At 53.1% G+C, this 12,744-nt stretch carries 12 protein-coding genes and 1 pseudogene; 10 read left to right on the top strand and 3 right to left on the bottom strand.

Annotated features, from left to right (window positions below):
• Nucleotides 1–406 precede the first annotated feature (406 nt).
• Nucleotides 407–496, top strand: a pseudogene (locus tag LU196_RS14410) (LysR family transcriptional regulator); the annotation flags it as partial.
• Nucleotides 497–527: 31 nt separating this feature from the next.
• Here the strand turns inward: LU196_RS14410 and LU196_RS14405 are convergent.
• Nucleotides 528–929, bottom strand: a complete 402-nt coding sequence (locus LU196_RS14405) for a VOC family protein (protein ID WP_232760412.1) — start codon at nt 927–929, stop codon at nt 528–530.
• A gap of 177 nt (nt 930–1,106) precedes the next feature.
• On the opposite strand from LU196_RS14405, the gene LU196_RS14400 reads away from it, so the two are divergent.
• The 4 genes from LU196_RS14400 to LU196_RS14385 all read left to right on the top strand — a co-directional run bounded on the left by LU196_RS14400 (nt 1,107) and on the right by LU196_RS14385 (nt 4,488).
• Nucleotides 1,107–1,907: a restriction endonuclease gene (locus LU196_RS14400; RefSeq protein WP_232760410.1), complete on the top strand. Its 801-nt coding sequence runs from the start codon at nt 1,107–1,109 to the stop codon at nt 1,905–1,907.
• A gap of 571 nt (nt 1,908–2,478) precedes the next feature.
• The gene (locus LU196_RS14395) at nt 2,479–3,159 is read left to right on the top strand and encodes a type 1 glutamine amidotransferase domain-containing protein (protein WP_232760408.1); all 681 of its coding nucleotides are present in this window, start codon (nt 2,479–2,481) and stop codon (nt 3,157–3,159) included.
• Between the two features lie 154 nt (nt 3,160–3,313).
• On the top strand, nt 3,314–3,643 hold the full coding sequence (locus tag LU196_RS14390; protein ID WP_232760406.1) for a gamma-glutamylcyclotransferase family protein: 330 nt from the start codon (nt 3,314–3,316) through the stop codon (nt 3,641–3,643).
• Nucleotides 3,644–3,696: 53 nt separating this feature from the next.
• Nucleotides 3,697–4,488 (top strand): MBL fold metallo-hydrolase, encoded by a 792-nt coding sequence (locus LU196_RS14385; RefSeq protein WP_232760404.1) that lies wholly within the window; start codon nt 3,697–3,699, stop codon nt 4,486–4,488.
• Here LU196_RS14385 and LU196_RS14380 read toward each other — a convergent pair.
• Nucleotides 4,480–5,373 (bottom strand): ABC transporter six-transmembrane domain-containing protein, encoded by an 894-nt coding sequence (locus LU196_RS14380; protein ID WP_232760403.1) that lies wholly within the window; start codon nt 5,371–5,373, stop codon nt 4,480–4,482. The genes LU196_RS14385 and LU196_RS14380 overlap by 9 nt on opposite strands.
• Before the next feature lie 85 nt (nt 5,374–5,458).
• On the opposite strand from LU196_RS14380, the gene LU196_RS14375 reads away from it, so the two are divergent.
• The 5 genes from LU196_RS14375 (at nt 5,459) to mqo (ending at nt 11,629) form a co-directional block, all read left to right on the top strand.
• Nucleotides 5,459–6,031 carry a TetR/AcrR family transcriptional regulator gene (locus LU196_RS14375; RefSeq protein WP_232760402.1) on the top strand — a complete coding sequence of 191 codons (573 nt, stop codon included), beginning with the start codon at nt 5,459–5,461 and terminating at the stop codon, nt 6,029–6,031.
• 119 nt (nt 6,032–6,150) lie between these two features.
• Complete coding sequence (locus LU196_RS14370; protein ID WP_232760400.1) at nt 6,151–6,951, top strand: MetQ/NlpA family ABC transporter substrate-binding protein; 801 nt, start codon at nt 6,151–6,153, stop codon at nt 6,949–6,951.
• Between the two features lie 204 nt (nt 6,952–7,155).
• The gene (gene kup, locus LU196_RS14365) at nt 7,156–9,024 is read left to right on the top strand and encodes a low affinity potassium transporter Kup (RefSeq protein ID WP_232760399.1); all 1,869 of its coding nucleotides are present in this window, start codon (nt 7,156–7,158) and stop codon (nt 9,022–9,024) included.
• A gap of 308 nt (nt 9,025–9,332) precedes the next feature.
• Nucleotides 9,333–9,638, top strand: coding sequence for a DUF1471 domain-containing protein (locus LU196_RS14360; RefSeq protein WP_232760397.1), 306 nt, complete (start codon nt 9,333–9,335; stop codon nt 9,636–9,638).
• Between the two features lie 344 nt (nt 9,639–9,982).
• On the top strand, nt 9,983–11,629 hold the full coding sequence (gene mqo / locus LU196_RS14355; protein ID WP_232760395.1) for a malate dehydrogenase (quinone): 1,647 nt from the start codon (nt 9,983–9,985) through the stop codon (nt 11,627–11,629).
• 72 nt (nt 11,630–11,701) lie between these two features.
• On the opposite strand, the gene LU196_RS14350 is transcribed toward mqo, so the two are convergent.
• Nucleotides 11,702–12,718, bottom strand: coding sequence for a LacI family DNA-binding transcriptional regulator (locus LU196_RS14350; RefSeq protein WP_232760393.1), 1,017 nt, complete (start codon nt 12,716–12,718; stop codon nt 11,702–11,704).
• Nucleotides 12,719–12,744: the final 26 nt, after the last annotated feature.

The following is a 12,744-nucleotide window of genomic DNA, read 5'->3' as shown; positions in this document are numbered from 1 at the left end:
TTTTTGAAGACTGACATCGCTACGTGAATTCTGCGAAATGCGCAGGGATATTACCCGTTAGATTTCGCGTAGCGCTGCCGCTTTTTTGACCTAAGCCAGTATACTTTGCCGCACATATACATTACCGATGAGGTTCAAGCATCGAGTGCATCCGCATGATACAGGCTTCATGGTCATCTGTCTGGCCTTATATAATGTTTATTATATAAGGTTGGCGTGCGTTGACACCATTGGCATTGGATTTAGGCATATTGGGATTAAACAGAGGTAGGGCGAAGCGTACTTAAGATTAGATGTTTAATTTAACATAATCAATGTTATACGCACTGAAGGTAGGCACCCAACTTGGTCATATCACTGTTTAGCTAATTCATCATGTCATTCAGATACAGCGTGTTACCACCATTTTGTAATCGCCCACAGACGCAATTTATCGCAGCGCGTTCGGGCGTTTATGCACTGGACGCAAACGGTGTTAGCGCCCTATTTCGACTAATGCATTAGCTATCGCCGTGACGCGAACGGATTCACCGAGTCGCGTTCTGATAGAGATCCCAGCGATTGCCATAAATATCTTCAAACACCACAACCTGCCCGTACTCCTCCTCACGCGGTTCCTGGCAGAAGGTGACGCCTTTGGCTTTCATCGCGTGGTAGTCACGCCAAAAGTCATCGGTCTGCAAAAATAAAAACACCCGTCCGCCGCATTGGTCGCCAACAAATCTTTCCTGCCGGCTGTTTGAGGCGCGGGCAAGAAGAAGGTGACAATCGCTTTCAGGATTTGGCGTCACCACAACCCAGCGTTTACCCGGCTGCGGTGTATCTTCCAGTAGCGTAAAACCGAGCGTGTTGGTGTAATACTCAATCGCTCGGTCATAGTCGTCGACCACGATAGCGATATATCCCATGCAGCGTTTTTGCGTTCTCATTTCTGCTCCGTAACGGGTTAGCACAGCGGCTTTGTTATCCCTTTTTAACACGATAAAAGCGTTCAACGTTATTTCTCTTGTTAACAAGCATTAACAAAGGGCGGCGGTATCGAATAAGATAAAAAGAAAAATGATGTCTGCACCTATTGCGAGCTCACTGCCAAAGAGAAAGTGATAATGAAACCTGGAACGGCTTTAGAAAAAGATGTGCAACGCGTCTATTCACACCTGCTCAATATGCGTGATGAGGGCGTTGTGGTAGCCAATCGCGTTTTCATGACAGGAAAATCGGGCGTGCAGCATGAGATTGACGTTTATTACGAATTTATGAAAGCAGGCATCCGCCATCGGGTTGCGATTGAGTGCAAAGATTGGGCAACGCCGGTTTCAAAAAGTCAAATTCAAGAGTTTGAATCCAAACTGCGCGATATTGGCAATATCACGGGCGTTATGGTCTCCCGTAATGGCTATCAAAGTGGTGCGGAAGCCTTCGCCCGACACTGGGACATTTTGCCTTTGTTGGTTCGGGATCTGCCTGCTTTTAATATTTTACTCGCGGAGCGGATAAAAACCGTTGCGCTGCCTGATGAAACCTATGTGGGTGAACCGTTCTGGATCATTATGGAGCTGAGAGACGGTAGCATTACGGGCACGCACTGGGGTCAAAAAGATCCGATAACCGGTAAAGGTATTATTCCTCTCACCTTTTCCAGGGCGCACGCAGAACGGCTTTTCAATGAAGCCGGTCTTGATCCCACAGAATGGGCCATTCGCGGCCTACCGCGCTATGCGTTCCGCGCATTCCTGATTCATTTAGAATTTTATGAAAAAATGATGAACGCTGAAGCCGTTATTCTTTTTTTACCGCCTGGTGCACCACCGGACGCGCAATTTGTTGCTATTAAAGCATCAAGGGCGGATTTGATTCGCGATTACTACGGAGAGAAGATACCTTCGATCAACGACGCATCTCAATAATTACGTGTATTTATGGCAATATATTGCATAACATCACAGGCTTTTATTGGCTATGTAATATCTCACCGCGATAATGTTTTTTCAATTAATTTCATGGCAACACAATATACATTTATAACTCTCAAACGGTCATACTTTTAAAGAAAGGACGCTGATAATCTTATGTACTATCCCATTATTCCTGGTTGCATATTACTTGCTATAGGTTTTGCAGGCTTACGCCTCATTCCTCGAGCGCACCGCAGTCTGCGCCAGTTTGCGGCAGGCCTGCTTAATCTGGGCGCTATCTTGCTGATATGCAGTGCCATAGGTTGGGGGTTATATACGTGGTGGATGCTCAACCCTCCGGCTTTTATTAAAGGAATGAACTGACGTAAAGACGCACCCTGTGGCCTTTCATGTGAATCAGAAGAACATGGGTAAAAAACACCAGCGCCTCATGCGTTCGTCGTGAACGAGGGCGCAGACTTAACCATAACGTCGGCTGCTCGCCGCAGGCAAAGCCGCCGTTACGCTAAAACTGAAACCTCTTCTACACTTTCTACTTTGTACACCTGACCAAGGGGAAATGATGAAAGTTTTAATGGTTCTCACATCGCACGATACGCTGGGCGACACCGGTAAAAAAACGGGATTCTGGCTGGAAGAGTTTGCCGCGCCTTGGTATGCCTTCACCGACGCGGGCGCTGATGTGGTGCTGGCTTCACCGGCTGGCGGTCAGCCGCCGCTGGATCCCAAAAGCGATCAGCCCGAGTTTCAAACAGAGTTTACCCAGCGTTTCAAGAACGATGCCGCGGCGCAGCAGGCGCTGGCCAACACCGTGAAGCTGGAGACGGTGCAGCAGGATGCGTTCGACACGGTGTTCTATCCTGGCGGTCACGGTCCACTGTGGGATCTGGCCGAGTCTGCGACCTCCATTGCGCTCATTGAATCTTTTGATCGCGCAGGCAAACCCATCGGCTTTGTCTGCCACGCGCCGGGCGTGCTGCGCCACGTGAAGGGCGCTAACGGTGAGCCGCTGGTTAAAGGCCGTAACGTCACTGGCTTTACGAACGGTGAGGAAGCAGGCGTTGAGCTAACCAACGTGGTGCCGTTCCTGGTAGAAGATGAATTTAAACGCTTGGGCGCGCACTACCACAAGGGCGCCGACTGGAGTGTATTCGTTCAAGAAGATGGCAATCTGGTAACAGGACAGAACCCCGCCAGCTCGGAGGCGGCTGCAAAAGCGCTGTTGGCTAAACTTCACGGCTGATTGTTGTCCCCTGCCCTTCGCCCGGATGCACATATCCGGGCATTGCTCACCTTCGGCCTCGTTAGGCCGTTTCACTTTCTACAATGCGTCTGAGATGACAACCGCGTTTTGGCTCGCTAAAGTCACGGTTTTGTTGATTTTATCAGGGGGAGTCATGAAACCGCTTTTTGTCTACGGTACGCTACAGCCCGGTCACGCCAACGCGCACATTCTGGAAAACATCGGCGGCAAATGGCAGTCCGGCAGCGTCGCGGGAACCTACTACGCGCGCGGCTGGGGCGCAGCGGCGGATTTTCCCGGCATTGTACTCAATAGCCACGGCGACCGTGTTTCCGGTTACTTGTTCTTTTCAGACCAATTGCAGGCACACTGGCCCATGCTGGATGAGTTTGAAGCCGGTTACGATCGCGTTGAGGTCACGGTCTCCACAGAGAATGGCGAAAAGGTGACGGCCTGGATATATCAACTGCAGCCGCCGCAGTAACCTTCGCCTGACAGGCTATGCTTAAACCCAATCATGACGAAAGGAGTTAAGCAATGACTGTTCTTTGTCGCGCCTGCGGCACCGGCTACGACGACACCGCCGGGGCGCCCGCGCAGTGTAAAATCTGTGAAGATGCGCGTCAGTTTGTGCCGTCTACCGGCCAGCAGTGGCTGCCGCTCAACACACTTAACGCTACGCACCAGAACAAATGGCAATGGCACCTGCCGGGATTACTGAGCCTGCAAACCGTGCCCGCGTTTGCCATTAATCAGCGCGCGTTCATCCTGCAAACGCCGCAGGGCAATATTTTGTGGGACTGCCTCGCTAATCTCGATCGCGCCACGCTGGAATTGGTGCAAGCCATTGGCGGACTCAGCGCCATCGCCATTTCGCATCCGCACTATTACACCACCATGCAGGCGTGGGCCGCGGCTTTTTCGGCTCCCATTTATTTGCACGCTGACGATAGCCAATGGATTATGCAAGAGAGCGACTGGATACGTCCGTGGCAGGGCGACAGCCTGGATCTGTTACCAGGCGTTCAACTGCTGCGCCTCGGCGGCCATTTTGCGGGCGGATGCGTGCTGCACTGGTCGCAGCACAAGGGTGTGATCTTAAGCGGCGATATCATTCAGGTCGCACCCAGCGCCGATTGCGTGTCATTTATGTGGAGTTACCCGAATATGCTGCCGCTTTCGGCGGGCGCCGTCGAAACGCTGATGGCGCGCCTTGAGGCGGTGCAGTTTACGCAGCTCTATGGTGCCTTTGAGGCGAGGGAAATTACGGAACAGGCGCAGCAGAGCGTGCGAGACTCCGCCGCAACCTATTTGCGCTGTTTAGGCTAAACCGGTGTTAATGCGCTTACCGATCTCTTTTAACTGCGCATATTTCTCCAGCAGTGCCGGCGCGTCGTCGAGGCTCATCGCGAACATCCATAAATAGGTCATCACCGAATAGATATGGCCTGCGCTCAAGCCACCTTTCAGCGCCATTAAAGCGATAGAGACGGCAAACAGCACTGCAGCAGCGCCACCGATCAGTAAAAACCCCAACGCTTCCCGGTTGGACAAGTGGATGCGCATGCGCGCCAAAAAACGATAGTGGCGTAGCAAGGTTTTTTCCCCTGCACGACCAACAAACCCCACTTCGCGCTCAAGGCGATTGTTCATGCGCGTAATCAGACGCTCGTTTTGACGCATCCAGCCGGGTAGCACGGCAGCAAACAGTGACAGCAGGATAAGGCACGTCAGTCCTGACCACGGCTCAAGGGTCAGCAGCATAATCACCGCGCCGCACATTGAGGCCGTGGAGGTGATGAGCATCGGCAAATGGGTTTCGAAGAAATCCACAAATTGGCGTGACAGCGTCACGCGTGCCGCGATAGCGGAGTGCGTATGGGCTTCCTGGCGCTGTGCAAGAATGACCGGAACCGCTAATTCGGCATAAATGCGGGCAAAGGTGCGCGTATCCATGGTGCGCCGCGCGGCACCGATCAACCACATGACAAACACCAGTCCAGCATAAAACAGGCCATGCAGGGCATTACCCGCCATGATGGCATTGATGGCGAATCCAGCCAGAAGCGGATAAAGCAGGTAAACCACGTTTTCTGTTACCACTAACAGTAGGGTAAACAGCAGTTTCTTTTTATTACGGCGAGCCAGCGCTTTAAGCGTGCTCGCGGCGCTGCGCGTGACCGCAGGGGTGAGATTTTCAGGTATGATTTGCATCGTTTCAATTTCAATAAACTTGAGCGGTTGCTCAAACTCGATAAATTGTATTTGAGCAACCGCTCAAGGTCAACGGACCGTGGTGATGAAAACGTCAGGATCAGGATTACGCGAAAAAATTTTAGAAACCGCCATCGCGCTTTTCAGTGAAAAAGGCATGGAGAATGTGAAGACACGTGAGTTAACCGCCGCGTTGGGCGTGTCGCGCAGCCACATTTATCACTATTTCTCTGACTGGACGACGCTCAGTGTGCAAGCCTGTACCCTGTTCGCGGAACGGGATCTGGCGCGGTTTAACCAGCAGATAAGCACCCTACCGCACAGGCAGCAGCTTGAGGCATTTATTGCCAGCCATCTTCCCCAAGAGCCGGATGCAGAGTGGCAGCTTTACAGTTCGCTTTGGCGCAAAGCCACCCTGGAGTCGCCTTATGCTGCGCTGGCAACCACTATTACCGAGCGCTGGAACGGGGCCATGGCCGCCATTATCGAGGGCGGCATGCAAGCGGGGGTATTTCGTGCAGGTGATGCACATCAAATCGCCCGTCAGCTCAGCGCGATGCTCAATGGCTATGCCGATCTCCTTATTGTGGTGACGGACGAACACGCGCGACAGCAGGCGTTTGAGGATCTTCATGCGTTTATCGATCTGGCCTTGTGACGACTGGCGTTGAGCAACCACAAACCGAACAAAAAAGCACCGATCGCATCAGTGACGGATGTACAGACGTCCAGACGTATAATATAGTCCGAGACCACTTACACGAAGGAATCGGCATAATGAAAAAAATACTCATCACGTCCTTACTGGCCGCCGCGGTTTCTCTGCTCAGTGCCTGCGATAACAACAGCGACAATAAAATCAAAGTGGCGATCAATACCGGGCCCGATGAAGCGCTGTGGCAAACGGTCAAACAGGTGGCGCACGACAAATATCAGCTCGACGTGGATGTGGTGGCGTTCAACGATTACGTACAGCCCAACGAAGCCTTGTTCAATAAAGACGTGGACGCCAATGCGTTCCAAAGCCTGCCGTATCTGGAAATGCAGTCTAAAGAGCGCGGTTATAAATTCGCCGTAGTGACCAACACGTTTGTCTTCCCGATTGCCGGCTATTCACGCAAAATCAAATCGCTTAAGGAATTGCCAGACGGGGCGACGGTAACGCTCTCTAATGAAGCCACCACGCTGGGACGAAGCCTGCTGCTGCTGCAGGCGCAGGGTTTACTGAAAGTGAAGCCGGAGGCGGGCCTGCTGCCGACCACGCTGGACGTCACCGACAACCCGAAAAAGTTAAAGATTGTTGAAGTCGACACGCCGCAGCTGGCGCGTACCCTCGACGATCCGCAGGTTTACCTTTCCATTATTAACAATAATTTTGCAGCGCTGGTGAACCTCTCTGCCTCGCGCGACGGCATGTTCATGGAAGGCAAGGCGTCCCCGTACGTCAACGCCATTGTGGCGCGCGAAGACAACAAAGACAGTCCGAATATCCAAAAACTCAAAGAAGCATTTCAATCACAGCCCGTACTGGATAAAGCCAACGAAATCTACAAAGGCGACATCATCAAAGGCTGGTAACCTGATAAAGGCAGCCTCTCCGGCTGCCTTTTTTCTCTCACGCTGCGGCTTTGCTTTCCTGCGGTATAAAAAAGGTGTAAAAATTTAACGCATTGCCGTAAAAATCCTGTTCACTCTCTCGCCATCCTCTATCAGATTCCTGAATAAACAGGTATTTTCGCGACCATAAAGCTTACCGTTTCGTGCGCTACCATCAGGAATACTATGAGTCAGACAAAGAAAGCTTCCCTGCCCGCAGGCATGATTGCGGCCGCCGGGATCGTGTTTGGTGACATTGGCACCAGCCCGCTCTACACCTTAAAAGAGTGCCTGTCGATTTTGCCCGATGGCGCGCCCTCTGTTACCGCCGTCATGGGATTCCTGTCGCTGATCTTCTGGGCGCTGACGCTCATCGTCACCCTGAAATATGTCTGCTTTGTGATGCGTGCCGATCACGACGGTGAAGGCGGCATCCTGACACTGATGTCGCTGGCGCGTCGCCATGTCAGCAGCAAGATCGCCCCCATGATCATGCTGGCGGGCTTAACGGGCAGCGCGTTTTTTTATGGCGATGGCGTGATTACGCCCGCCATTTCTGTGCTCTCTGCGATTGAAGGAATTAACGTTGTCTCGCCCTCGCTCGGCAAATATGTGGTGCCGCTGGCGTTGACCATTCTCGCCCTGCTGTTTGTGATACAAAAACACGGCACGGAAAAGGTCAGCTACGTGTTTGGGCCGGTGATGCTGGTGTGGTTTATCTCCATTGGCCTGCTTGGCGTGCACGGCATCGCCCTCAATCCCACCGTGTTGAAGGCGCTGAACCCAGCTTACGCGTTTGATTTTCTGCATACCCACGAAGCGCTCTCCTTTGCGGCGCTGGGTATGGTGGTCCTGGCGGTGACCGGCGCAGAGGCCTTGTATGCGGATATGGGACATCTGGGTAAGGCGCCGATTCGTCTGGCCTGGCTGGTGATTGCCATGCCGGCCTTAGTATTGAACTATTTTGGCCAAGGGGCGCTGGTGATTGCTGATGCGAAGGCGCTCGATAACCCCTTTTTCAACCTGGCACCGGCCTGGGCACAGATCCCGCTGATCATTCTGTCGACTTTGGCTACGGTGATCGCCGCACAGGCGGTGATTTCGGGTGTGTATACCCTCACGCATCAGGCGATTCGCCAAGGCTTTCTGCCGCCCATGCGCATTGTGTTCACGTCTAACACCGAATCAGGACAGATCTACATTCCTGTCGTGAACTGGCTGCTGTTCGCCGCCGTGACCGTCATTGTCGTTGCGTTTAAGCAATCTTCCGCCCTCTCGTCGGCGTACGGCATTGTGGTGACCGGCACCATGGTCATTACCGCCTGCCTGATCGGCGTGGTGGCGCTGCGTAACTGGAAGTGGCCTGTACCGCTGGCGCTGGTGTTCCTCGTCGCCATGCTGACGATTGATGTGCCGCTGTTTGTCTCGAACCTGATGAAATTACTCTCCGGCGGATGGGTGCCGGTGATTCTGGCGCTCATCATGATGGGCTTAATGCTGATTTGGAGCACGGAACGCAACCGCTTGATTCGCCGCCTGGACAACGACCCAGAAAGTTTACAGGCCATGATTCGCTCGCTGGAGACCACCCCGCCTAAGCGCGTGCCCGGTACCGCGGTATTTTTGGCGCGCAAAGAACATGAAATTCCGCAGGCGCTGCTGCACAATCTCAAGCACAACCGCGTATTACATGAGCGGGTCGTGTTGCTGCACATCCGCACCACGGAAACCCCGCGCGTCTACAATCAAAAACGCGTGCGCATCACTCAGCTCTCACCGTCGTTCTGGCAAGTGACGGCGGCTTACGGCTGGCGAGAAGTGCCCTCGATGGCGGAGATCTTGCACTTGTGCGGCCTGGAAGGCTTTGGCTGCACGCTGAATGAAGCATCGTTTTTCACTACGCACGATACATTGGTGATGAAAAAACGCCGTGGTCTGCTGCGCATTCGCGGCGGTATCTTCCATTTCTGCCAACGCAACGCCCAGCGTGCCCATGAGCAATTTAGCATTCCGCCTAACCGCGTTATTGAACTCGGCGGTCAGCGCGAGTTTTAATCTCTCACCTGAATGCCCCACAGGCATTCAGGTTATTTCCTCCGTCTGCAGCTGGCTGCACTGCTTTTATTTTCACTTTTGCGATGCGGTGTAAATGTAAGCAGATGCAAGAATATTCCCCAAATATTCACGGAGTTGTGGCTGAACCTTTCTTAACAACTTTTTAGCAACTTTAGCCAAAACGGTCGGTGCCAATCGGTGTTTATTAACATTGAACGCACGCTGTAATCGCTGCGCGAAAAACGATATTGGCAAAAAATAATTCCGTTTTTAAACGGCTCAGTGATGATTAATTGAGGAGCAACGCCATGAAAGCCCTGATTAACGATGTGATCTCTATTTTTACCCCACAGCAGATTAAACCGGTGTTGATTCGTCAGGACCTCACCCATCGCGAATTATCCTCACTGCATCCTGTCGGCGTGACATCCGTCAGCTGGGCGACCTCGATGGAAGAATTAACCGACGCCATCATTCGTAAAGCACGGGCAGCAGGCGCGGTGGGATATCACATCACCGACGTAGAAACCCACGAACCGGCGCACGACGGCCAGTGCGTCATGGCGGCAACGGCAACGCTCTACCATATTCATGATAACGCGGCGCAAATGTGAACACGTGTTTTCCCTTACCTCATTAAGCCTGCCAAACTATCAGGCAGGCTTGATTCTGCTCCTTGCTGTTTTGTAGTGCGCGAAAAGGCCGCTTTTCGCTCATGTGCGTATTTAATTTGACCTAAGTCGCGCAGCCAGATATAAAGAATACCCGCGCATCGTAAGCGGATATTCCGCTACCTTTCCCTGAATCCTGTGGTTATTTCCCTTTAGTCTGTTACAAAACTTAATAAACCCGCATAAATACTTTATTAACTAAAAACAGATTAATCTTTTCGTAACAATCTTTTAATTTGCTCAGCGAATTTTTAACGTTCACCTGCACAGTAAACATCAGGATCAGAATGACTCACCTAAAAAAAATCGCGCCTGCCCTTTCGCTGGCAGCGCTGCTTATTTCTTCAGTGGTTCACGCTGAAAACGCGCCCGAAAAAACCGATGTGCTGCTGATTGGCGGCGGCGTCATGAGCGCCTCGCTCGGCACCTGGCTGCAAGAACTGCAACCGGGCTGGAAACAGCTGATGGTAGAACGCCTGGACGGCGTGGCACTGGAATCCTCTAACGGCTGGAACAACGCCGGTACGGGTCACTCTGCTAACATGGAGCTGAACTACACGCCAGAGCGCGCAGACGGTTCAATCGACGTTAGCAAAGCGCTGGAAATCAACGAAGCGTTCATGATTTCCCGCCAGTTCTTCTCGGCTCAGGTTAAGCGTGGCGTGCTGCACGATCCGCGTTCATTCATCAACTCAACGCCGCACATGAGCTTTGTCTGGGGCGATAAGAACGTTGAATTCCTGACCAAACGTTACGCTGCGCTGCAGAAAACCACCCTGTTCCAGGGCATGAAGTTCTCCACCGATCACAAGCAGATTGAGCAGTGGGCGCCGCTGGTGATGGAAGGTCGCGACCCGAACCAGAAAGTGGCCGCCACCTGGACGCCAGTGGGCACCGACGTGAACTACGGTGAAATCACCCGTCAGCTGATCGGTAGCCTGAAAAAAGATCAGAACTTCACGCTGGAAACCTCCTCGGAAGTGACCGATTTCAAACGCAACAGCGACAACTCCTGGCACGTTACGATCAAAGACGTGAAATCCGGTAAAGATCGCGCGGTTGATGCGAAATACGTGTTTATTGGTGCAGGTGGTGCCGCCGTTAAGCTGCTGCAGAAAACCGGCATCCCAGAAGGTGATAACTACGGCGGTTTCCCGGTCGGCGGCTCCTTCCTGATGACCGAGAACCCGGAAATCACCAATCGCCACCTGCAGAAAGTTTACGGCCAGGCTTCCGTGGGCGCACCACCGATGTCCGTACCGCATATCGATGCGCGTAACCTTGACGGGAAAAAAGTGGTGCTGTTTGGGCCGTTTGCGACCTTCTCAACCAAGTACCTGAAAAACGGCTCGCTGTTTGATCTGCTGAGTGCCACCACAACCAGCAACATCGGACCGATGACCCACGTTGGCATTGATAACTTTGACCTGGTGAAATACCTGATCGGTCAGGTGATGCTGAATGACGATGACCGCTTTGCGGCGCTGAAAGAGTACTACCCTAATGCGCGTAAAGAAGATTGGAAGCTGATTCAGGCTGGTCAGCGTGTACAGATCATCAAGAAAGATGCGGACAAAGGCGGCGTGCTGAAACTTGGCACCGAGATTGTCACTGACAAGCAGAAAACCGTTGCTGCCCTGCTGGGCGCGTCTCCGGGTGCGTCAACCGCGGCCCCAATCACGCTGGATGTGATGAAGAAGCTGTTCCCTGAGCAGTTTGCTTCGCCAGAGTGGCAGGAAAAAATCCGCGCCATTATCCCAAGCTTTGGCCAGAAGCTGAACGGCAACGTGGCGCTGACCCAGCAAGTGTGGGACAACACCGCAGAGACGCTGCAGCTGACCAAGCCGCCAGTGATCAACATGGGCGAGCAGTCTGATGCCCCTGCGCAAGCCAAGCCGCGCGCAGATTCAGCCAAACAGGATATGGCGCTGTAATCGCTGCGCTGCCTGATAAAAAGCCGGACTCTGTCCGGCTTTTTTTATGCACGTAAAACGCGTTTCGGGCGATTACGCAGCATGCGGTCCTGGACCGATCGAGGCGCGAATTTGCAGTTCGCCGCAGAAGTTTTTGCGCTGCCGCAACTCACCGCCGTCCAGCATAAAGGTCAAGCGCTCAAGCGTTTCTTGAATCATGTCAGTGACCGGCATTTTGACGCTGGCGAGCGCGGGAATGGTGTACGGTGCCAGCGGAATATCGTCAAAGCCCAGCACAGCAACCTGCTGCGGCACCGCTATCTGATGGGCTGCCAGCGCCTGCAGCACGCCCACTGCCATTTCATCGTTACTGGCCACCACGGCGCTAAAGGTCACGCCTCGTGCCAGTAGCGTTTCAATCGCCATCACGCCCTGCTGCGCCTGCCATTTACCCTCTACGATTAGCGCATCCTGAATCGTGATGCCCTGCCGCATGAGCGCTGTCTTATAGCCCGCCAGACGCGCCCGTCCAGTGGGCGAATCCAGCGAACCGGTGACAAAGGCAATGTCTCGATGCCCCAGCGCGATCAGCTGCTCCACCGCCTGCGCGCTGGTGAGCTGCTGGTCAACGTAGATGCAGTAGCTGTCGTGCTGGCGAAGCTGACGGTTAATCACCATGATCGGGTGTTTATACTGCGCGACCAGCGCATCCATCTCCTCAATGCTGAGAAAACGCGGATAGATGATAATACCGTCGCAGCGCAAATCGAGCAGGAACTGAATGGCTGCGCGCTCCTCTTCGGCGCTGTGTTTGCCGTCAACCAGCAGCAGCTGCCTGCCCTGCTGCTCCAACATACGCGCTGAGTGCTGCATCAGCTCAGTAAAATAACTGCCTGCGTAAAGGGTATTGGTCATCACTAAACCAATGGTGTGGCTGGACTTGGCGGCTAAGTTGCGTGCCAGCAGATTGGGCCGAAATCCTGTGGCGGCGATGGCTTGAAACACCTGTTCACGCTTGGCCTGACTCACGTAGCCGTTGCCGGACAGCACCCGCGAAACGGTCGCTTTAGAGACGCCTGCGGTTTTTGCCACTTCGGATATGGTGGTCATCTTTCTCTCTTCCTGAATTTCCCTCG

Origin of the sequence: Pantoea sp. Mb-10 (assembly GCF_021272205.1) — a bacterium.
GTDB lineage: Bacteria > Pseudomonadota > Gammaproteobacteria > Enterobacterales > Enterobacteriaceae > Pantoea.
Note: the sequence above shows the minus strand (reverse complement) of the source record. Positions and strands in the feature narration are given on the sequence as shown.